This is a genomic window from Pseudolysinimonas sp. (assembly GCF_039912695.1).
GTDB lineage: Bacteria > Actinomycetota > Actinomycetes > Actinomycetales > Microbacteriaceae > Pseudolysinimonas_A.
Window position 1 is genome coordinate 16,619 of record NZ_JBDSPJ010000003.1, and the last position, 21,618, is coordinate 38,236.

Genomic DNA, 21,618 nt, shown 5'->3' on the forward strand with positions numbered 1-21,618 from the left:
TCACTCGCCCCCAAAGATGTGCATGATCTGGCGCGGTACGAAGCCGACGAGCAGCACGAGCCAGAGTCCGATCGCGATCCAGAACATCAGGCGCTGGATGCGGGGGCCGATCGTGAGGAAATCGATCGCGATGATGCGCAGACCGTTGAGCGCGTGCAGACCGATCGCCGCAACCAGGCCGATCTCACCGAGGCCCATGATGGGTGTCTTGTAGGTGCCGATGACGGCGTTGTAGCCCTCGGGCGTGAGCATCACGAGCGAGGTATCCATGATGTGGACCAGAAGGAAGAAGAAGATTGCGACACCCGTGATGCGATGCAAAACCCAGGACCACATGCCCTCGCGGCCCCGGTAGAGGGTGCCGACGGGCCGGGTGAGGCGCTTCTTCGGGGCCGGGATCTTCGCCGCGGCCTGCGTGGACACGGATGCCCTCCTTGGTGCTCCGTCACGGGCGACGGGTGGCACGCCGCGCCTAGTTGTGGTTCATCGTCATTCTAGGCCTGCCCTTCGAGGCCTCGCAGTTCGCACCACCCAGGCTTGCGGGGGAACCCCGGCCGTAGGCTGAGCCCATGGCCGAACGCAGCGAGGCGCTCCAGCGTTTTTACAGCATCATCCCGGCCGGCGGGATCGGGTCGCGGTTGTGGCCCCTCTCTCGTGCTGACGCACCGAAGTTCTTGCACGATCTGACCGGGTCAGGAACAACGCTGTTGCGGGGCACCTGGGACCGTCTGGTGCCGCTCGCGGGCGACCAGCGCATCATGGTCGTCACCGGGCGCGCGCACCGCGCCGCCGTCGAGGAACAGCTCCCGGAGCTGCAGGATGCCAACATCGTGCTCGAGAGCGAGCCGAAGGACTCATCCGCGGCAATCGGCCTGGCGGCGGCCATCCTGGTGCGTCGTGAACCCGACGTGATCGTCGGGTCGTTTGCGGCTGATCACGTGATCAGCGACGTGCGGTCCTTTCGTCGGGCGGTCGAGCAGGCTGTCGCGGTCGCCGACGGCGGGTACATCGCGACCATCGGCATCACGCCGACCGAACCCGCGATCGGGTTCGGGTACATCCACTGTGGCGAGGCGCTGGCCATCCCGGGTGCCCCGAAGGCCATGCGGGTCGAGAGCTTCGTCGAGAAGCCTGACCTGAAGACGGCACAGCGTTACGTCGAAGGGGGCGACCACCTCTGGAACGCGGGGATGTTCATCGCCCGCGCCGACGTGCTGCTCACCCAAATGCGCGAGTCGCAGCCCGAACTCGTTGCCGGGCTCGAAGAGCTCGCGGCGGTCTGGGACGACGCGAAGAAACGTGGGCCCGCTGTCGACCGAATCTGGCCAGGACTCACCAAGATCGCGATCGACTACTCGGTCGCCGAACCGGCCGCTCGCTCCGGCAAGCTCGCCGTCATCCCGGGCTCCTTCGACTGGGATGACGTTGGCGACTTCGCCGCGATCGCGAAACTGCACGCGGGAGGTCGTAAGAACGACCTCGCGATCCTGGGCGAGAACGCCCGGGTGCTGGCGGATGCGTCGAGCGGCGTCGTGATCAGTCAGACCAAACGGATCATTTCGCTGATCGGCGTGCGTGACATCGTCGTCGTCGACACCGAAGACGCGCTTCTGGTGACGACGAGCGCGAATGCCCAGCGGGTGAAGAGCGTCGTGGATGCCCTCAAGCTCAGCGGGCGCTCCGAAGTTCTGTAGTCCCCGAGGTCAGACCTCGATGGCGCCGCCGACCGCCTTCAGGTGATCGCGGAACGTCAGAGCGGGGTTCGCGGCGCGAGCGACGAGGTAATCGCCGAAGCGCACCTGGTCGCGCAGAGTCGTGCCCCGGCGGATGAGGTCGGCCTGACGGCGCTCCGTTGTCGCGATGCCTTCAGCGAGGCCCAGCACTTCATCGACGCGGTCGAGCGCAACGAACACCACGCCGTCTTCGTCGCCGAACACCGCGTCTGCCGCCGAGACCACCCACTCGCCAACTCGGGCTGACACCAGGGCCTGCGGATCGCTGGGGTCGAGCCGCAGCGGACCGGTGGGCATGCTGCCGAGACTGAAGACCGGCATCCCGATCTGCAGCAGGTCGGCGGTGTCGCGGTGAAGGCCCCAGATGACCAGGCCCCGGATGCTCGCAGCCTGACCGTCAAGCACCACCAGATCTCCGACGCAGGCTTCATCGAGCCGCCCGCCGTTGTCGACGACGAGCACGTCACCCGGTTCCGCGGTCGAGAAGGCCTCGAGGAAGACATCCACACTTCCGCTGTGCCGTGCCGGGAGGACCCGCCCGGCTACACGAGAACCGGGGATGAGGGCGTTGAGCCCGGCGGGCCCACAGCGCACCGGCAGCCCGGCCCGCAGGCAGGCGTCCGTCATGAGCGGCGTAGAGAGGGCTGCGAAACGATCGAACATGGCCGTGACCGTACGCCGGGGCGGGTCACTCGGTCGACGTCCACCTGGGTTCCGCTGGCTTGCGGGTTGCGCTGGCCTACCGGCCCTGCTGGCTTAGCGTTGGGCCATGACCGTGCCCCTTGTCATCGATACCGACACCGCTCAGGATGACTGCATCGCGATCCTGGTCGGGCTGCTCGATCCGCAGGCCGACCTTCGAGCGATCACGATGGTGGCCGGCAACGTCGGGTTCGACCGCCAGGTTCACAACGCCTGGATGACCCTGAACGTCGCAGACCGGCTCGACGTGCCGGTGTTCCTCGGCTGCCGACGTCCGTTGGTTCGCGACTGGGTGTCGGCAGAAAACGTGCACGGCGACGGAGGCGGTGGGCTGACGATCGACGAGAGTGGGCTCGCCCCGCAGAAAGAACACGGGGTGGATGCCCTCATCCGGCTCGCGGCCGAAGCGCCGGGTGAACTCTCCATCGTCTGCATCGGACCGCTGACAAACATCGCGATGGCGGTCATCAAAGACCCGACGTTCGTCACCAACGTCAAGGCGCTCTACATCATGGGCGGCTCGAACAACGCCCGGGGCAACATCACCGCCGCGGGTGAGTTCAACTTCTACGTCGACCCGGATGCCGCGAAAACAGTGTTCGCGGCAGGGTTCGAGATCACCGTCGTGCCCTGGGCGCCGCTCACCCTCAACGACGGCCTGTTCACCCGTGCCGAAGTTGCGCGCATCGCGGAGGTGGGCACGCCGCTCGCGCGCTTCATGGTGCGAGTCTGCGAAGCCACGCTGGCCTTCGACGAGTCGGTCGGGATCGCCGGTTCGACGCATCCCGATTCGCTCACCGCGTCAATTCTGTTGCGCCCGGAGTTGGTGACGGCGAGCGGTCGATACGCGGTCGACGTTGAGGCCGATTCCGAACTGACCCGTGGCTACTCGGCGATGTCGTGGGGTGTGCATGGGCTCGCGGCGAACGCGACGGTGATCGAATCGGTCGACCACTCCGGGTTTCTGGACTACCTCATCGGCCTCTTGGGCACACCGACCATCCCGCCGCGAGCGTTCGCTCCAGAGTTGTAGCTGATCGCTCCCGGGTGGGCGCGATCATTTCGTCCACATTTCGGACGGGTCGCGCTTTGGTAACTAATGCCGCTCCCCGGCGCGCATCTGTGGCCGCCCTCGGATCGGAGGATTATCCTGGGCCCACCAGACCCCGGCGCTAGTCGGGGCTTTTGTACATGGAGGACCCACGTGAACTTGACTACTCGAAAGCGCGCACTCGCGGGCATCGTGCTCGCCGGCGCCAGCGCCGTCGTGCTTGCCGGCTGCGGCGCGGCACCCGAGGCCAACCCCTCGAACTCGGCCAGCAGCTTCCTCGCCTGCGCCGTCTCTGACGAAGGCAGCTTCAAAGACCACAGCTTCAACGAGGCCGCATACGGCGGACTCACCAAGGCGCACGATGAACTCGGCGTCGAGGTAAAGGGTGCCGAGTCGCACTCGACCGAAGACTTCAACCCGAACCTCCAGGCCATGGTCGACGCGAACTGCAACGTCATCTTCGGCGTCGGCTTCAACCTGATCGACCCGATCAACGCTGCGGCACTGGCCAACCCGACGTTCAACTTCGTGACAATCGACGGTTACGTGACCGGAGACGCGAAGAACCTCAAGCCGATCCAGTACTCGATGGAGCAGTCGAGCTACCTCGCGGGCTACCTGTCGGCCGGCTACAGCACGACCAAGGTGCTGGGCACCTATGGCGGACTCGACATCCCGGCCGTCACCGCCTTCATGCAGGGCTACTACCAGGGCGCACAGGCCTGGGCGACCGACCACGGCAAGCCCGTCACGGTGCTCGGCATGGATGCCAGCGGCAAGGCGACCTCGTTCACCGACCCGGTGAGCAACTTCGGTGACACCGAAGGCGCGAAGGCGATCTCGGCGGGCTTCCTCGCCGCGGGCGCCGACGTCATCTTCCCGGTCGCCGGTGGCCTGTTCGCCTCGACCGCCGAAGCGATCACGGAGTCGGGTTCGACCACCGCGGTCTTCCTCGGAGTCGACAAGGACATCGCCGTGACCTCGCCGCAGTACAAGGACATGGTGCTGACCTCGGTTGAGAAGCGCATGACCCAGGCCGTGTTCGACGTCATCAAGCAGAGCTCGACCACCGGGTTCGACGTGAGCGCCTACCAGGGCACCCTCGAGAACGACGGCACCGGTCTGAGTGACTTCGGTGCGTTCGACAGCAAGATCTCGGCAGACCTGAAGGCGAAGATCACCTCGCTCGAAGCCGACATCATCTCGGGCAAGATCAAAGTCACCGTCGGCTGATCTCAGCTCTGATGCAGTAACCAACGTGCCGGGGTGGCGAGTCCACCCCGGCACGTTCCGTTTTGGTGCCGACCTCCGGCAGGATGGACCCACGATGAAACTCGAACTCCGCGGGATCACGAAGCGCTTCGGGAGCCTGGTCGCAAACGATCACATCAGCCTCACGGTCGAGCCTGGTGAAATCCACGCCTTGCTTGGTGAGAACGGCGCGGGCAAGTCGACCCTGATGAATGTGTTGTTCGGGCTGTATCACGCCGACGAAGGCGAGATCCTGCTCGATGACAAGCCGGTACGGTTCACGGGTCCTGGCCAGGCGATGATGGCGGGCATCGGGATGGTGCACCAACACTTCATGCTCATCCCGGTTTTCACGGTTGCCGAGAACGTGATGCTGGGGCACGAACCGTCGCGGTTCGGGATCATCGACCTGGATGCCGCGCGCGCGCGGGTCCGTGAGATTTCGGCCCAGTTCGGCTTCGACATCGACCCCGACGCGAAGGTCGAAGATCTGCCGGTCGGTGTGCAGCAGCGCGTCGAAATCGTCAAGGCACTCTCGCGGGAAGCGAAGGTGCTCGTTCTCGACGAACCGACCGCCGTGCTCACGCCGCAAGAGACCGATGAACTGATGGGGACGATGCGCCAGTTGGCGAAGTCCGGCACCTCGATCGTGTTCATCACGCACAAGCTGCGCGAGGTGAAGGCCGTCGCTGATCGCATCACCGTCATCCGTCTGGGCAAGGTCGTCGGGGATGCCAAGCCGTCCGCATCCACCGGTGAACTCGCCTCGATGATGGTTGGTCGCGAAGTCGAGTTGACCGTCGCAAAGTCGCCCGCCAAGCCGGGCGCGAAGGCTCTGGTTGTCAGCGGGCTGACCCTCAAAGACCACACCGGCCACCTCCTGCTTGACGACATCTCGTTCGAGATCGCTGAAGGCGAGATTCTCGCCATCGCGGGCGTGCAAGGTAATGGCCAGACCGAGCTCACTGAGGCAATCGTCGGTCTGCGCAGCGGCCTTCAGGGTTCAATTCGGCTCTACGACAACGAGTTCATCGAAGACTCGGTGCGCGACGTTCTGGGCGCGGGGGTTGGGTACGTGCCCGAAGACCGCCAGAAGGACGGGCTGGTTGCGGAGTTCACCGTTGCTGAGAACCTGATGCTCGACCGCAGCTTCACCGGGTCCTTTACGAAGGGGCTCAACATCGATGTCGTGTACCGCGACGAATTCGCCGACGCCGCGATCGCCGAGTTCGACGTCCGCACGCCCGGGGCTCAGACCCCGGTTGGGCAACTATCGGGGGGCAACCAGCAGAAGGTCGTGCTCGCCCGCGAGTTGTCGCGCGAGCTCAAACTGTTCGTCGCGTCCCAACCGACGCGGGGCGTGGATGTCGGGTCGATCGAATTCATCCACGAACGGATCGTGAAGGTTCGTGACAGCGGGGTTCCCGTGCTCATCATCTCGACCGAACTGGATGAGGTGCTCGCCCTCGCCGACAGGATTGCGGTCATGTATCACGGCAAAATCGTCGACATCGTGCCGGGCAAGACTCCGCGCGAGAAGCTCGGCTTGCTGATGGCGGGAGTCGCCGCATGAGCCTTCCCAAGCTGCAGGCTGCGCGATCTGCGAAGCGCCCACCGATGACTGAGCGGCCCACGGCATCCGAGGTGCTCCACGACATCGCCAGTGGCACGCCGCTGCGCATCTTCCTCGCCGTCGTTCTTTCGCTCGCGGTCGCGTCGGTGCTCATCATCTTCACGAACAAAGAAGCGGTCGGCACCCTCAACTACGTCTTCTCACGTCCGTCGGACTTCTTCGCCGCCGCCGGGCGCGCGGTCGGGGATGCCTACGCGGCCCTGTTCCGCGGCTCGATCTACAACTACAACGCCCGCAACTTCGAGGGCGCCATCCGGCCACTCACCGAGTCGCTGCGGTTCGCCGGTCCGCTGATCGCCGCGGGCCTCGGCATCGCGCTGTCATTCCGCGTCGGTCTGTTCAACATCGGTGGCCAGGGTCAGATGCTGATGGCTGCGGCTTTCGCGGGCTGGGCGTCGTTTCAGCTCCACCTGCCGTTCGGCATCCATCTCGTGGCGGCGCTCCTGTTCGGACTCGTCGGTGCCGGGCTCTGGGCCGGAATCGTGGGATTCCTGAAGGCACGCACCGGTGCCCACGAAGTGATCGTCACGATCATGCTCAACTACATCGCGGTCAGCCTGGTCAGTTACGCGATGCGCACCCCGCTTCTTCAGGATCCGGCTGCCGGCTCGAATCCGAAGACGCAGGCGCCGGATGTGACCGCTCAGTATCCGCCGATATTCGGGCCGGCCTTCGACATCCACATCGGCATCATTTTGGCGCTCGGCGCCGTCGTGCTGTTTTGGTGGCTGATGGAACGTTCGACGCTCGGATTCCGGCTTCGGATGGTCGGATTGAACCCGGACGCCGCGCGCACAGCCGGCATTGACGTCAATCGCACGTACATCATCGCGATGGTGATCTCCGGCCTCTTCCTCGGTCTGGCCGGCGCCAACCAGGCCCTCGGGCGCGACACCGGGTTCACGCCGACCGTCGACTCGGGCATCGGGTTCGACGCGATCACGGTCGCGCTGCTCGGCGGTTCACGCGCGATCGGCGTGATGCTCGCCGGGCTCCTGTTCGGCGCGCTGAAGGCTGCCGGACCGCAAATGCAGCTCGAGAACGTGGCGCCCGACATCCTCGCGGTCGTGCAGGCGCTCATCGTGCTCTTCATCGCGGCGCCGCCCCTGGTGCGGTCGATCTTCCGCTTCCTGCCCGCGCCGCGGGCCGAGCAGCCGCAACTCGCGACGCGACGCAAACCGCGGCTCGAAGTGAAGGAGACCGAGGAATGACGTCCCTGGCCCCCACAGTTGCGGTCACGTCCGCGTTCACGACGCCCAAGGCCCGCTCCTGGTCGACTCCAATCGCTCTCGGGATCGGTGCGGTCGTCGCGATCCTCGCCTGGGGATCCGGCGGCGGTCCCGCGCCGATCACGATCGACCTGCCGGGTAACGGCGCTATCGAACTGGGCGCTACCTCGGTTTTGTCGCTCATCTCGGCACTGCTCGCACTGGTGGGCGCGGTCTACGCGTTCGTCCTCGTCGGACGCCGCACCCCGGTGCCGTTCTGGCTGATCCTCGCCGTCGTGATCGTCGTGGTCGTGGCGGTGGACCTGCGGATCAACGCGGGCACGCACGTTTCGGTTGGCACCCTGGTCGGTGAGATCGGCGGAGTCATCGCCGCGATTCTGCTGGGGCGGCTCGCCGGTGTCGGTGGCGTGATCGCGGCAGTCACCCTGTTTGGCTTCGGATTCGCGGGAGCCTGGCAGCAGGTGCGGTTTGTCTGGTCGGAGCCGACCAACCTCATCCAGCTCGATCCGTGGGCCGTCAACTCTCAGCTGCTCGGCCTCATCGTCGGGGTGCTCGCCGTCGCTGCCGCGATCCTCAGCTGGCGGTACCGGCGCGCCGGCGACGGAGCAAAGGCTCCGATCTGGCTCTCGCTGGTGGTCGGGTTGACCTTCCTGGTCGGACTCGTGGCCTGGGTCGGCTCGGGGGGAGACATCCCGGTCGTCTTCCTGCTGACCGGCGCGATCGGACTCTCAACTGCGGTCGTCTTCGGGTCGCTCGCCGGGGTGATCGGCGAACGCGTCGGCATCGTCAACATCGCGATCGAGGGCCAGCTCCTCGGCGGCGCCTTCATCTCAGCGGTCGTTGCCACGGTCACTCACAACCTGGTGCTCGGGCTCCTCGCAGCGATGATCATCGGCGCACTGTTGTCGATGGTGCTCGCCGTCTTCGCGATCACCTACCTCGTCGATCAAGTGGTGGTCGGTGTCGTGCTCGTCGCGCTGATGATCGGCGTCACCAACTTCTTCTATTCCGCGGCGCTCTCCGATAACAGTCAGACGCTCAACTATCCGGGAACCTTCGACTTCTTGCCGATCCCGCTGCTGTCCGACATCCCGGTTCTCGGGCCCGTGCTGTTCGACCAGCGCATCACGACCTATGTGATGTTCCTGCTGGTGCCGACGGTGTGGTTCGTGCTCTTCAAGACGCGCTGGGGTCTGCGGATCCGGGCGCTCGGTGAACACCCGCTCGCCGCCGACACCGTCGGGATCAACGTGAACCGGTGGCGGTTCTGGACGGTCACTGTCGCGGGAGCGATCGCCGGTTTCGGTGGCGCCGCGCTGACCCTCGGCTCGATCGGCCCGTTTGTGCGCGAGATGAGTGCTGGCCAAGGTTTCATCGCGCTCGCCTGTGTCATCCTCGGCAGATGGAATCCGTTCCTGGCGGCCGCAGCGGCGCTGCTGTTCGGGTTCTCGCGCAACTTCCGCATCTGGGCGGGGCAGGCAGGCTCGACCATCCCGCCCGACCTGATCGCCATGGCGCCGTACCTCGTGACGCTGATCGCGGTCGCGGTGCTCGTCGGCCGGGCGGTTGCGCCGAAGGCCGTCGGGCGTCCGTACATCAAGGAGTAGAGCGTGGCGAGCAGTTCAGAAGAACACGGTATCGACTGGGATGCGCTTCGCCGTCATGCCCACGACGCCATGACTCACGCGTATGCTCCGTACTCCGATTTTCCGGTGGGCGCCGCCGCCCTGGTTGACGACGGACGGATCGTCACCGGCTGCAACGTCGAGAACGCCTCCTACGGCGTGGGGCTGTGCGCCGAATGCGGTCTGGTGTCGAACCTGACGCTCTCGGGCGGTGGCAAGTTGGTCGCGTTCGCCTGCGTCGACGGTCATGACCAAGTGCTGATGCCCTGCGGCCGGTGCAGGCAGCTGCTCTACGAACACTCCGCACCCGGGATGTTGCTCGACACGGTGTCGGGGATCCGGACCATCGATGAGGTGCTGCCGGATGCCTTCGGCCCGCGCCAACTCGTCGCCTACGCCTTGGAAGACGCGGGCGCGCTCGACGAGCCTGCCGAACGGCCCCACGCCTGATGGTTGAACCTTTCGACGCCGTTGACTTGATCAGGACCAAGCGGGATGGCGGGGCGCTCAGCACCGCGCAGATCGGCTGGCTGGTCGACGCCTACACGCGCGGGTACGTTGCCGACGAGCAGATGTCGGCGATGACGATGGCGATCTTCCTCAACGGGATGCTGCCCGCCGAAATCAAGGACCTCACGCTCGCCATGGTGGCCAGCGGCGAGCGGCTCGATTTCTCCGGTCTGTCGAAGCGCACCACCGACAAGCACTCGACGGGCGGGGTCGGCGACAAGATCACCCTCCCGCTGGCGCCGCTGGTGGCATCCTTCGGGGTCGCCGTTCCGCAGCTCTCCGGGCGGGGGCTCGGCCATACCGGCGGCACGCTCGACAAGTTGGAGAGCATCCCCGGCTGGCGTGCTCGGCTCTCGGCGCAGGAGTTCATGAGTCAACTCGACGAGGTCGGCGCCGTCATCTGCGCGGCCGGAGCAACGCTGGCCCCGGCCGACAGCAAGTTGTATGCGCTACGCGACATCACGGGCACCGTTGAGGCGATTCCGCTCATCGCGTCGTCGATCATGTCGAAGAAGATTGCCGAAGGCACCGCAGCCCTCGTGCTCGACGTGAAGCACGGGTCGGGTGCTTTTCTGCAGGACCCGGCACGGTCGCGGGAACTCGCGGAAGTGATGGTGCGCCTCGGCAACGACGCGGGAGTCGCCACCCGCGCGGTGCTCACCAACATGCAGGTGCCGCTGGGGTTCGCGATCGGTAACGCGAACGAGGTGCGCGAGTCCGTGGAGGTTCTCGACGGCGGAGGGCCGGCGGATGTCGTCGAACTCACCGTCGCCCTGGCCCGCGAGATGCTCGACCTGGCCGGAATGCCCAACGTCGATGTCGAGGGTGCCCTGAAGAACGGGAAAGCGATGGATGTCTGGCGCGCGATGATCCGTGCGCAGGGCGGGGATCCGGATGCCGCCCTCCCCGTTGCGAAGGAAGCCTCGGTCGTGACCGCGGATCGCGACGGGGTGCTGGTGAAGCAGGAGGCGCTGCCCTTCGGGATCGCGGCCTGGCGCCTCGGGGCCGGGAGGGCTCGCAAGGAGGACCCGGTTCAGCACGCCGCGGGGATCGACCTGCACGCCAAGCCGGGCGACACCGTCGTGAAGGGACAGCCACTGTTCACCCTCTCCGCCGACGAGCCGGCCCGATTCGCCCGCGCGCTCGAAGCGCTCGACGGCGCCTGGGCGATCGGCGATCCCGGTGACCCGATCGACGACGGTGGCCCTCTGATAGCCGGCCGCGTCGGCTGAAACGGGTCACTCTCCGTTTTCAGGAAAATCTGGTGCCAGAGTTGCTGATGTCCTGCAAATCCGGGTCGGATGCAACATCCGCAACACAGATTCCTGAAAACGGAATGCCTCCTAGGCTGGAGGTGTGACTACCGACGCCGAACGACTTTTGCCCGGAACCCGAGTTCCGCTGGGCAAGCTGCCCAAGATCTCGCTTCACGACCACCTCGACGGCGGACTGCGGGCGCAGACCATCATCGACCTGGCCCCGGCCGCCGGAGTCGAGCTCCCCGCCGACACCGCCGAAGCACTCGCAGCCTGGTTTGTCGCGTCGTGCTCGAGCGGTGAACTGGTCGACTACCTGAAGACTTTCGACATCACGATCGCCGTCATGCAGAGCGCGGAGAACCTCACCCGCATCGCCCGTGAGTTCGTCGAAGACCTCGCCGCCGACGGCGTGATCTACGGCGAAATCCGCTGGGCACCCGAGCAGCACCTCGAGAAGGGGCTCACCCTCGACCAAGCGGTCGATGCCGTGCAGGCGGGGATCGACGCGGCGATCGACGCGATCGAATCTGACGGTGGCTGGATCCGCGCCGGGCAGCTCGTTTCAGCGATGCGGCAAAACGACCGCGGGATGGAGATCGCCGAGCTGGCGCTTCGGCATCGCGATTCCGGCGCCGTCGGCTTCGACATCGCGGGACCGGAGAAGGGCTTCCCGCCGTCGCGGTTCTCCGACGCCTTCGACCACTTGGCCCGCGAGTGTTTCCCGGTGACGATCCACGCCGGCGAGGCGGACGGGCTGGAAAGCATCCGTAGCGCCCTTGTCGACGGTCACGCCCTGCGGCTCGGCCACGGCGTCTGCATCGCCGACGACATCACGCTCGAGGACGGCGACGACGAGAGTTCGTACGTCTCCCTCGGTCGGCTCGCCCAGTGGGTGAAGGATCGCGGCATCCCGCTGGAGACCAGCCCGTCGTCGAACCTGCAGACCGCGGCTTTCACGGCGTGGGGCGAGGGGATGACCGGTCATCCGTTCGACGTGCTGTACCAGCTCGGATTCCGGGTCACGGTCAACACCGACAACAGGTTGATGAGCGGAACGTCGCTGACGCGCGAGATCGCGCTGCTCGCCGACGCCTTCGGCTACGACGCCGACGACGTCGAGACGTTCATGGTCACCGCGGCCGAGGCAGCGTTCCTGCCGCTCGAAGACCGCGAGGACCTCATCGAACGCATCATCTCGGGCTTCGGAAACTCCTAAGCACTACGCCGGTGGGCCTCGCGCGTGCCACGCGGCAGGATGCTGATGACCTCACTCGATTCCTCCGCGAGGTCGACCTCACGCTGAGCGGCCTCGACGCGCCGACCGTGCAGCTCTGGGTGGAGCGCGACCCCACGGGCGCGATCATCGGCACGACGGGCTACGAGCTGAGCGACGACGGGCGGCACGTGCTGATCCGGAGCGTCGCGGTGCATCCTCAGCATCGCGCGGGAGGTCGAGGAACCGCGCTCGCCCGCTTCGCCCTCGACACCGCGGCACGGGAAGGTGCGACGACGGCGTGGCTGTTCAGCCGACGCTCCGGGCCGTTCTGGCAGGGTCTCGGGTTCGCGCTCGCAGATCGAAGTGACCTCGCGCTCGCGCTGGCCACGACTCATCAGGTGCAGCTGTTTCGCGAATCGGGTCAGCTCGGCGTCGAGGTCGCCTGGTCGCGATCGCTCCTGGGCTATTCGAGTACGTCGCTACTCGAGTAGCTGACGCATCCCGGCTTCGAGGCGGGCGACGGATACTGCGGCCGCCGCGCGGCGTTCGGTTGCCGTCCCGTCTGCCGAGGATGCGTCCAAGTAGCACTTGAGTTTCGGCTCGGTGCCGCTGGGTCGCACGATGATCCGACCGCCGTCGACGGTGTGAATGCGCAGGATGTCGTTGGGCGGGAATCCGTCGACCCCGGTCAGGAAGTCCTCAATGCTCGCGACGGCCACTCCGCCGATCGAGGTCGGGGGCTCGGCCCGCAGTTTCGCCATCGCGCGCGAAATGTCGGCGAGGTCGGCGACCCGAATCGAGATCTGGCTCGAATCGAATGCACCGAAGGTCAGCGCGAACTCGTCGAGATGCTGCTCGAGCGTCGTGCCGGCAGCCCTCAGCTCGCAGAACAGTGAGAGCACCGCGACGGCGGCCGAGATGCCGTCTTTGTCGCGCACCTTGTCGGGGTCGACGAGGTAGCCCAGCGCCTCCTCGTAGCCGTAGATCAGGCCCGGAACCCGGGAAATCCACTTGAAGCCCGTGAGCGTCTCGACGAAATCGAGCCCGGCCACCCGGGCGATCTCGCGCAGGGCGGGCGACGAGACCAGCGAGCAGGCCAAGGTTCCCGAGGTGTGGGTACGCGCCGCGCGCCAGCCCAGCAGCCAGCCGATTTCGTTGCCCGAAAGTCGCACCCACCCCGATGCTGTCGGGATGCCGACGGCCACCCGGTCGGCATCCGGATCGTTCGCGATCACCAGGTCGGCATCCGCATCCTGCGCCGTGGCGAATGCGAGGTCCATCGCCCCCGGTTCCTCCGGGTTCGGAAAAGCGACCGTCGGAAAATCCGGATCGGGGTCGGCCTGAGCCGCGACCAGGATCGGGGCGCTGAACCCTGCCGCCGCAAAGACCGCAGTCGCCGTCTCCCGCCCGACGCCGTGCATCGCGGTGTACACATGGCGCAGGTGCTGTGACTCGGGGCGCTGTATGACGGACGCCAGAGCCGCCGTGCGGGCGACGTAGGCCTGCACGACGGATTCGGGTGCCAGCGAGTAGTCGTTCGAGGTGCGACGGTCGCTGAACGCGACCGCGGCAGCTTGGGTGATCTCCGCCTCGATGTCGCCATCGGCCGGGGGCACGATCTGCGACCCGCCGTCACCGCCGCCGAGGTAGACCTTGTAGCCGTTGTCCCGGCCGGGGTTGTGGCTCGCGGTGACCATGATTCCCGCGCTCATCCGAAGTTCCCGAACGGCGAACGCGAGCACCGGGGTCGGCAGCGGCCGGGGGAGCAGAGTTGCCGCAACGCCCGCCCCGGTGAGGATCGCGGCGCTGTCGCGGGCGAACACCGACGAGTTATGGCGGCCGTCGTACCCGATGACGACCGAGGGCGACGGTTCGCGACCGAGGAGGTAGGTGGCGAGGCCGGCAGCGGCCTGCGCGACCAGGACGCGGTTCATCCGCATCGGGCCAGCCCCGAGTTCGCCGCGAAGGCCCGCGGTACCGAACTGGAGGCGGCCGGAGAATCGCTGGGTCAGATCGGCCAGACTCGCGGTGTCGCCGGCCGAAACTCGGGCGATAAGGGCGTCGAGTTCGGCACGGGTGACGGGGTCGGGGTCTTGTGCGACCCAGGCGCGCGCGTCGTCGAGAAGAGCCACGGCCGCGACCTAGAGGGCTGCCACGACGCGGGCGAGCAGGTCGGAAATCACCGGTTCGGCATCCTTGCCGGCCTGCAGCACTTCGGAGTGCGACAGCGGGTGCGGTGAGATGCCGGCTGCGAGGTTGGTGATCAGCGAGAAGCCGATGATCTCCATCCCGGCTTCGCGGGCGGCGATCGCTTCGAGAGCGGTCGACATCCCGACGATGTGTCCGCCGATCGTCTTGGCCATCTGCACCTCGGCCGGGGTTTCGTAGTGCGGTCCGCGGAACTGCGTGTAGACGCCTTCGTCGAGTGACGGGTCGACGGTTCGGGCGAGGTCACGCAAACGGCGGGCGTAGAGGTCGGTGAGGTCGATGAAGGTGGCGCCCTCGAGTGGCGACGCCGCGGTCAGGTTGATGTGGTCGGAGATCAGCACCGGGGTTCCCGGAGTCCAGTGCTCCTTGATGCCTCCGGCCCCGTTGGTGAGCACCATGATGGTGGCTCCCGCTGCGGCCGCGGTGCGTACCGAGTGCACGACTCGACGCACACCGTGGTCTTCGTAGAAGTGGGTGCGGGCGCCGATGACGAGAGCGCGTTTGCCGTTCGGGAGCAGGATGCTGCGCAGAGTGCCGACATGGCCGCTCAGGGCGGGAGCGCTGAAACCGACGATGTCGGTTGCGGGAACGGTAGCGACGGTCTCGCCGAGCAGATCGGCGGCCTTGGCCCAGCCGCTCCCGAGCGTGAGGGCAATGTCGTGGCGCTCGACCCCGGTCGCGGCAGCGATCTGAGCTGCAGCCTCCTTCGCGATCTCAAACGGGTCAGCGGCCGGATCGTCGAGAGGGTTGGCAGCGTTGCTCATCCGTTCACTCTAGGACGCCCGCATCGCACGGCGGCGACCCTCCCGACCCGTCAGAATGGGAGTATGCCGTACGAGTTCGAGCGCACCCACCGGTTGGCCGTCCTCGGCGGCGGTCCGGGGGGCTACGAGGCAGCCCTGGCGGGTGCCCAACTGGGCGCTGACGTCACGCTCGTCGAGCGTGCCGGTGTCGGCGGCTCGGCCGTTCTGACCGACGTCGTGCCCAGTAAGACGCTGATCGCGACGGCGGAGGCCGCGAACGCGGTCCGTGAGGCGGCCGACCTCGGCGTGCAGTTCTACACGCACTCCGACAAAGGCCGCGTTGTGCGTCCGGAAGTTGCGGTCAACCTCGGCGCCGTCAACAAGCGTCTTCTCGCCCTCGCGCAGCAGCAGTCCGCCGACATGAAGGCGTCGCTGGTGCGCTCCGGCGTGAGAATTTTGCAGGGCGACGGCCGACTCGACGGCCCGAACACGATCGTCGTCTCGACCGGCCGGGGCAAGAGCCGCACCGACTTCGACGAGGTCACCGCCGACACCCTGGTGATCGCCGTCGGGGCCAGCCCCCGCATCCTGCCAACGGCCAAGCCTGACGGTGAGCGGATCTTCACCTGGACTCAGCTCTACTCGCTCGAGGCGATTCCCGAGCATCTGATCGTCGTCGGCTCGGGTGTCACGGGTGCCGAGTTCGCGTCGGCTTACCTCGCCCTCGGATCCGCGGTCACCCTGGTTTCCAGCCGCGACCAGGTGCTCCCCGGTGAGGATGACGATGCGGCAGCCGTCATCCAGGCCGTCTTCAAGCGCAACGGCATGACGGTTCTCAACAAGAGCCGCGCCGCCTCCGTCACCCGCGACGGCGATGGGGTCATCGTGACCTTGGCCGATGGCCGCGAGGTGAAGGGGTCCCACGCACTGCTGGCCGTCGGCTCCATCCCGAACACCGCCGGGATCGGGCTCGAAGAAGCCGGCATCCAGCTCACCGAGTCGGGACACATCCGGGTCAACCGCGTCGCCCGCACCTCGATGCCTTCGGTGTACGCGGCTGGCGACTGCAGCGACTTCCTGCCGCTGGCATCCGTCGCCGCAATGCAGGGCCGCACGGCCGTGTTCCACGCGATGGGGGATGCCGTCACCCCGACCGAGCAGCGCAACGTGACCAGCAACATCTTCACGCAGCCCGAGGTGGCGACGGTCGGCTGGTCGCAGCACCAGATCGAAGAGGGCGTCGCGCAGGGCGAGATCTACAAGTTGGAGCTCGCCTCGAACCCGCGCGCCAAGATGATGGGCCTCAAAGACGGCTTCGTGAAGATCTTCGCCCGCACCGGCTCAGGCACCGTCATCGGCGGCGTCGTCGTGGCACCGAAGGCGAGCGACCTCATCCTGCCGATCGCCCTGGCGGTTGAGCACCGGCTGACCGTTGACCAACTCGCCCGCGCGTTCAGCGTCTACCCGTCGCTGTCCGGGACGATCACCGACGCCGCTCGCGCGATGCACATCGTCGGCTGACCCGCGTCGGGTGACTCGTCGTGGGGCTGCTTTCCGTTTTCAGGAATTCCTGGGACCCGAGTGGCTAAGGATGCAGATGTCGAGGACTCCCGCCACACCAATCACTCTGGCCACAGGAATTCCTGAAAAGGGAAAGCTACCCGCGCGTCCTCCACAGCGCCATCACACGTCCCTCCTCTTGCGCGGCGCGGGAGTGGTCCCCTCATAGCCGAGGCGACGGCGATGATCAGCGGATGTTCTCCGCGGCGAGCGTCGTTCGTGCTTTCGGCGGCATCGCAACCCGTCAACAGCTGATCGACGCCGGCCTGAGCGGCACCGATCTCACGGCGGGTGTTCGGCGAGGCGAGATCCGTAGAGTCCGCAGGGCGCACTACGCGACGCCCAATGCGCCGCGGGCAGCAGTCGATGCCGTGCGCGTCGGCGGACGATTGTGCGGGCTCAGCGCGGCAGGTACGTACGGTATCTGGGCGGGATTCGGCACCGTGGTGCACGTCGCGATTCCACGCAACGCATCGCGCCTCCGCGTCATCCGCGCCGACGGCGGGGTGACCCCTGACATCTCGGAGCGACCCATCCGCCTGCACTGGATCGATGCGGAGCCGAACCGCGAGTGCTGGCGGGTGAGTCTCGCGGACTCGCTCCGAGCATCGGTGTCCTGGTCGGATCACGAAACGGCGATGGCATGCTTAGACACCGCGATCGACGGTGCGGGATTGACATCCCACGCGCTCCGAGCGATTTTCGAGAGGGAGTCCCTGGCTTCGCGACTTCGCGCCGCGGCCGCGAGATCGGGATGCGGCTCGGGTTACGAGTCGATCGTGGTCAGGCGACTCGAGCGGCTTGGCTTGCCTATCCGCCAGCAGGTGGTCATCTCCGGTGTCGGCCGGGTGGACGCACTCATTGGCCGATCCCTCGTCGTGGAAATCGATGGCGTCGAGACCCATTTCACTCGTGAGGCGTTCGAAGCGGACCGGCTGCGTGACGCGACGATTGTCGCGCGCGGCGGCGCCGTCATCCGCCTCTCGACGCGCCGCATTCGTGAGGACTGGAACGGATGCGCGGCCGAGATCCTCGCGGCTTTCCGTTTTCAGGAATCTATGGGGGCCGCGGGGCCAGAGTTGGCTGCTGCGACCTCAGAAGTCGACTTCCGCCACATCCGCAACAGAAATTCCTGAAAAGCGAAGGGACCCGAAACCGAAGCCGCGGTCAGGTCGTAATCGCGAGCAGCCGGTGACCGGCGGAGACCGTCGCACCGACCGTGGCATCCAGGATGGCGACGGTGCCGTCCTGGTGTGCCGTGATCGGCTGCTCCATTTTCATTGCTTCGAGCACGAGCACCAGGTCACCCTTGACGACCTTGTCGCCGTCGGCCACGGCGACCTTGACGATCGTCGCCTGCATCGGCGCGACGATGGTGTCGCCGGTTGCGGTATTGACCGAAGACCCCCCGCTGCGGCGCTTGGGGGTCGGGGCTGATGCCACCGAACCGGATGACGAGGGCAGCAGTTTCGAGGGGAGCGACACCGAAATGCGCTTGCCATCCACTTCGACCACGACGTCGTGACGTTTCTCGGGGCTGCCGCTTTCCGGCAGCATCCCGCCCCACGGCTCGATGTCGTTGACGAACTCGGTTTCGATCCAGCGGGTGTACACGCCGAAGTGTCCGTCCGCGGCGACGAACGCCGGGTCGCGCACGATCTTGCGGTGGAAGGGCAGCACGGTCGGCAGACCAGAAACCTCGAACTCGTCGAGCGCGCGGCGGGCTCGCTCCAGGGCATCCGCGCGGGTGTGCCCGGTCACGATCAGTTTCGCGAGCAGTGAGTCGAACGCACCTGAGATGACGTCGCCTGTCGTGACGCCCGAGTCGACGCGCACGCCGGGTCCGCCGGGGAAACGCAGCACGTTGACCGGTCCCGGGGTGGGCAGGAAGTTGCGGCCCGGGTCTTCGCCGTTGATGCGGAACTCGATCGAGTGTCCGCGCGTCTCGGGGTCGACCGGGTCGAGCAGGCCGCCCTCAGCGATGCGGAACTGCTCACGCACCAGGTCGATACCGGTGACCTCTTCTGAGACCGGATGTTCGACCTGGAGGCGGGTGTTGACCTCGAGGAACGAGACGGTGCCGTCTTTGCCGATCAGGAACTCACAGGTGCCGGCCCCGAGATAGCCGACCTCTTTGAGGATGGCCTTCGACGACGTGTAGAGCAGCTCGGTCTGAGCGGGCGTAAGGAAAGGTGCCGGCGCCTCCTCGACCAGTTTTTGGTGACGGCGCTGCAGCGAGCAGTCCCGGGTGGAGACCACGATCACGGTGCCCGCCGAGTCGGCCAGACACTGCGTTTCGACGTGGCGCGGTTCGTCGAGGTACTTCTCAACGAAGCACTCGCCGCGCCCGAAGGCAGCGGTTGCCTCGCGCACCGCAGACTCGAACAGTTCCGGAATCTCTTCGCGCGTTCTCGCAACCTTGAGGCCGCGGCCGCCGCCGCCGAAGGCAGCTTTGATCGCGACCGGAAGGCCGACCTCGTCGACGAAGGCGAGGATTTCGTCGGCATCCACAACCGGGTTGAGGGTGCCGGGGGCGAGCGGTGCGCCGACCTTCTCAGCGACATGGCGAGCCGAGACCTTGTCGCCCAGGCGGTCGATGGCGTCGGGGGAGGGACCGATCCAGATCAGTCCGGCGGCGATGACCGCGCGGGCGAAGTCGGCGTTCTCGGCGAGGAATCCGTAGCCCGGATGCACGGCGTCGGCGCCCGACCGACGGGCGATCGAGAGCAATTTGTCGATCACCAGATAGGTGTCGGCTGAGGTGGTGCCGTCGAGCGCGTAGGCCTCGTCGGCGAGCTTGACGTGCCGCGCGTCGCGGTCTTGGTCGGCATAGACGGCGACGGAGCCGATACCGGAGTCCTTCGCCGCCCTGATGACTCGTACGGCTATTTCGCCCCGGTTTGCGATCAGGACTTTGGTGATGCGTCGTTGCGCAACCGCGGCGGAAACCATAAGAACCGAGCCTATCGGGGGTATTTCACTGGCCGTTTGTCGAGGTCCCACAGAAACGTCCTGGTTTTGCGGTGGGACTCACCAGAGGTCCGGCCATTCGATCGCGAGCTGTCGCACCAGATTCCTCAGGGTCGGGATCGAGATGCCGATCACCGTGCTCGGGTCACCGTCGATGCTCGCGATGAACGCGGCGCCCTTGGCGTCGATGGTGAACGCGCCCGCCACCTCGAGTGGCTCGGTCGTCGCGACGTAGGCGTCGATCTCAGCTTCGGTGATGTCGCTCGCGAAAGTTACCGTCGCGACCGCGGCTTGTCCGACGGCGCGGCCGGTGCCATCCACTCGCGCGTCGATGAGCCAGTGCCCCGAGTGCAGGCGTCCGGAGCGCCCGCGCTGGGCCAACCAGCGCGCTCGTGCCACGGCCGGTTCGTGCGGCTTGCCGTAGACAACGCCGTCGATTTCGAATGCCGAGTCTCCCCCGAATACCAACCCGTTGAGGTCGGGATGCTGTGCGACGACCGCCTCGGCTTTCAGTCGTGCCAGCAGTTGCACCATCTCGGGCGGGCGCAGTGGTCCGGCGGATGCGACGGCAGCCTCTTCATCGACGCCGGGTGCCAGCGCGATGGGCTCGATACCGGCCGCGCGCAGGGTGGCCAGACGTGCCGGGGAGGTCGAGGCGAGATAGAGCCGCATGGGTCGCTCCTAAGCTGTCGAAAATGGGCGACATGCAGGGCACTGAGATCGAGGTCGAGGCTACCAATATGGCCCACGGTGGAGAGTCGGTGGCACGACTCGACGGCCGAGTGATTTTCGTGGCCGACGCGATCCCCGGCGAACGGCTGCGGGTGCGGGTCACCGATGACTCGAAGCCGAAGTTTTGGAGGGCTGACACCGTCGAGGTGCTCGACGCGAGTCCGCACCGAGTTCCGCACATCTGGGCCGAGGCGTCGGTCGATCGCGATCCCGCCCAGCGTCCCGGCGGGGCGGACTACGGCCACATAGCGCTCGGGCAGCAGCGGGTACTGAAAGCGCAGGTACTGACCGAGTCGCTTGCCCGCATGGCGAAGGTTGATCGCACGGTCGACGTCGAAGCGCTACCCGGCCCGACCGACGGCACGGGATGGCGAACCCGCGAGCGGCTGCACGTTGCCGCCGACGGATCCATTGGGCCCTACGCCGCGCGATCACACCGGGTGGTCGCGGTGGCCGATCTACCGCTCGCGGTCGACCGGGTGCGTGACCTGGCTCCGCTGCGCGAAAGCATGCCGGGCGTGAAATCGGTGCAGGTGCTCGCCCCGAGTCTCGGCGACGGCGCACGTCTGGTCATCGACGAGCAAAAGCCGACGGTCATTCGCGAAAGGGTCGGGATGCGCGAATTCCGGGTCGACGACACGGGATTCTGGCAGGTGCACGCCGCCGCCGCGGAGACCCTCACCGCAGCGGTTCAGGATGCCATCGACCCGACCCTTTTCGACGAGAAAGCGGCCAACCTCGACCTGTACGGCGGCGTCGGACTGCTCGCGGCGGCGGTGGGTGACCGATTCGGGCACGGGGTGCGCATCACGACGGTTGAGTCGGACGCGCGAGCCACCGAGCACGCGGCCGAGAACCTCGCCGACTGGCTCGGGGCAGCCGTGATCACTGAGCGCGTCGAGCGTTGGGCGCGTTCGCTCGCGGACGTTTCGGCCTCCGAGCGCACTCGCCTTGCGGCCGGCACCGTCATCCTGGATCCGCCCCGATCGGGTGCCGGGGCAGAGGTACTCGGCGCGATAACGACCGTCGCTCCGGCCCAAATCGTCTACGTGAGCTGCGATCCGGTTGCCTTCGCGCGCGACGTCGCCCTGCTTGCCGAGGCCGGCTACCAGCTCGTCGGGCTTCGGGCATTCGACCTCTTTCCGCACACGCATCACGTCGAAGCGGTCGGATCGTTTCAACGCGCCTGAGCTCTC

General features: G+C 66.7%; 19 protein-coding genes. 13 read left to right on the forward strand and 6 right to left on the reverse strand.

From position 1 onward, the window contains the following. Nucleotides 1–423 (reverse strand): succinate dehydrogenase, cytochrome b556 subunit, encoded by a 423-nt coding sequence (sdhC, locus tag ABIR17_RS01470; protein WP_348002585.1) that lies wholly within the window; start codon nt 421–423, stop codon nt 1–3. 146 nt (nt 424–569) lie between these two features. Here sdhC and ABIR17_RS01475 point away from each other — a divergent pair, with 146 nt between their 5' ends. Next, nucleotides 570–1,694 carry a mannose-1-phosphate guanylyltransferase gene (locus tag ABIR17_RS01475; protein ID WP_348002586.1) on the forward strand — a complete coding sequence of 375 codons (1,125 nt, stop codon included), beginning with the start codon at nt 570–572 and terminating at the stop codon, nt 1,692–1,694. A gap of 9 nt (nt 1,695–1,703) precedes the next feature. On the opposite strand, the gene ABIR17_RS01480 is transcribed toward ABIR17_RS01475, so the two are convergent. After that, nucleotides 1,704–2,396: an RraA family protein gene (locus tag ABIR17_RS01480; protein ID WP_348002587.1), complete on the reverse strand. Its 693-nt coding sequence runs from the start codon at nt 2,394–2,396 to the stop codon at nt 1,704–1,706. Between the two features lie 106 nt (nt 2,397–2,502). Between ABIR17_RS01480 and ABIR17_RS01485 the strand changes: the two genes are divergently transcribed. From ABIR17_RS01485 to ABIR17_RS01525, 9 genes are all read left to right on the forward strand, one after another. Next, nucleotides 2,503–3,468 carry a nucleoside hydrolase gene (locus tag ABIR17_RS01485; RefSeq protein ID WP_348002588.1) on the forward strand — a complete coding sequence of 322 codons (966 nt, stop codon included), beginning with the start codon at nt 2,503–2,505 and terminating at the stop codon, nt 3,466–3,468. A 177-nt stretch (nt 3,469–3,645) separates the two neighbouring features. After that, nucleotides 3,646–4,719, forward strand: a complete 1,074-nt coding sequence (locus ABIR17_RS01490; protein ID WP_348002589.1) for a BMP family ABC transporter substrate-binding protein — start codon at nt 3,646–3,648, stop codon at nt 4,717–4,719. A 94-nt stretch (nt 4,720–4,813) separates the two neighbouring features. Next, nucleotides 4,814–6,310 carry an ABC transporter ATP-binding protein gene (locus ABIR17_RS01495; RefSeq protein ID WP_348002590.1) on the forward strand — a complete coding sequence of 499 codons (1,497 nt, stop codon included), beginning with the start codon at nt 4,814–4,816 and terminating at the stop codon, nt 6,308–6,310. A 44-nt stretch (nt 6,311–6,354) separates the two neighbouring features. Then, entirely contained in the window at nt 6,355–7,581 is a 1,227-nt protein-coding gene (locus ABIR17_RS01500) for an ABC transporter permease (protein WP_348002591.1), read from the forward strand. Further along, a complete protein-coding gene (locus ABIR17_RS01505) occupies nt 7,578–9,206 on the forward strand; it encodes an ABC transporter permease (protein WP_348002592.1) in 1,629 nt (542 codons plus the stop codon). Before ABIR17_RS01500 ends, ABIR17_RS01505 begins: the two co-directional genes overlap by 4 nt. Nucleotides 9,207–9,209: 3 nt before the next feature. Then, on the forward strand, nt 9,210–9,674 hold the full coding sequence (locus tag ABIR17_RS01510) for a cytidine deaminase (protein ID WP_348002593.1): 465 nt from the start codon (nt 9,210–9,212) through the stop codon (nt 9,672–9,674). Next, nucleotides 9,674–10,966 carry a thymidine phosphorylase gene (locus ABIR17_RS01515; RefSeq protein WP_348002594.1) on the forward strand — a complete coding sequence of 431 codons (1,293 nt, stop codon included), beginning with the start codon at nt 9,674–9,676 and terminating at the stop codon, nt 10,964–10,966. The genes ABIR17_RS01510 and ABIR17_RS01515 overlap by 1 nt, the downstream gene beginning before the upstream one ends. A 124-nt stretch (nt 10,967–11,090) precedes the next feature. After that, nucleotides 11,091–12,209: an adenosine deaminase gene (locus tag ABIR17_RS01520; RefSeq protein ID WP_348002595.1), complete on the forward strand. Its 1,119-nt coding sequence runs from the start codon at nt 11,091–11,093 to the stop codon at nt 12,207–12,209. Between the two features lie 11 nt (nt 12,210–12,220). After that, on the forward strand, nt 12,221–12,700 hold the full coding sequence (locus ABIR17_RS01525) for a GNAT family N-acetyltransferase (RefSeq protein WP_348002596.1): 480 nt from the start codon (nt 12,221–12,223) through the stop codon (nt 12,698–12,700). Here ABIR17_RS01525 and ABIR17_RS01530 read toward each other — a convergent pair. Next, entirely contained in the window at nt 12,689–14,341 is a 1,653-nt protein-coding gene (locus ABIR17_RS01530; protein ID WP_348002597.1) for a phospho-sugar mutase, read from the reverse strand. The two genes, ABIR17_RS01525 and ABIR17_RS01530, sit on opposite strands and share 12 nt — an antisense overlap. A 9-nt stretch (nt 14,342–14,350) precedes the next feature. Next, on the reverse strand, nt 14,351–15,181 hold the full coding sequence (locus ABIR17_RS01535) for a purine-nucleoside phosphorylase (protein ID WP_348002598.1): 831 nt from the start codon (nt 15,179–15,181) through the stop codon (nt 14,351–14,353). A 63-nt stretch (nt 15,182–15,244) separates the two neighbouring features. On the opposite strand from ABIR17_RS01535, the gene ABIR17_RS01540 reads away from it, so the two are divergent. Then, nucleotides 15,245–16,681, forward strand: coding sequence for an NAD(P)H-quinone dehydrogenase (locus ABIR17_RS01540; protein ID WP_348002599.1), 1,437 nt, complete (start codon nt 15,245–15,247; stop codon nt 16,679–16,681). Between the two features lie 233 nt (nt 16,682–16,914). Continuing rightward, on the forward strand, nt 16,915–17,856 hold the full coding sequence (locus ABIR17_RS01545) for a type IV toxin-antitoxin system AbiEi family antitoxin domain-containing protein (protein WP_348002600.1): 942 nt from the start codon (nt 16,915–16,917) through the stop codon (nt 17,854–17,856). Nucleotides 17,857–17,887: 31 nt separating this feature from the next. Here the strand turns inward: ABIR17_RS01545 and ABIR17_RS01550 are convergent, their stop codons facing one another. Then, the gene (locus tag ABIR17_RS01550) at nt 17,888–19,672 is read right to left on the reverse strand and encodes a biotin carboxylase N-terminal domain-containing protein (RefSeq protein ID WP_348002601.1); all 1,785 of its coding nucleotides are present in this window, start codon (nt 19,670–19,672) and stop codon (nt 17,888–17,890) included. Nucleotides 19,673–19,750: 78 nt separating this feature from the next. Beyond that, nucleotides 19,751–20,362: a nucleoside triphosphate pyrophosphatase gene (locus tag ABIR17_RS01555; RefSeq protein WP_348002602.1), complete on the reverse strand. Its 612-nt coding sequence runs from the start codon at nt 20,360–20,362 to the stop codon at nt 19,751–19,753. A gap of 23 nt (nt 20,363–20,385) precedes the next feature. Here ABIR17_RS01555 and ABIR17_RS01560 point away from each other — a divergent pair, with 23 nt between their 5' ends. Continuing rightward, nucleotides 20,386–21,612, forward strand: a complete 1,227-nt coding sequence (locus tag ABIR17_RS01560; RefSeq protein WP_348002603.1) for a TRAM domain-containing protein — start codon at nt 20,386–20,388, stop codon at nt 21,610–21,612. Nucleotides 21,613–21,618: the final 6 nt, after the last annotated feature.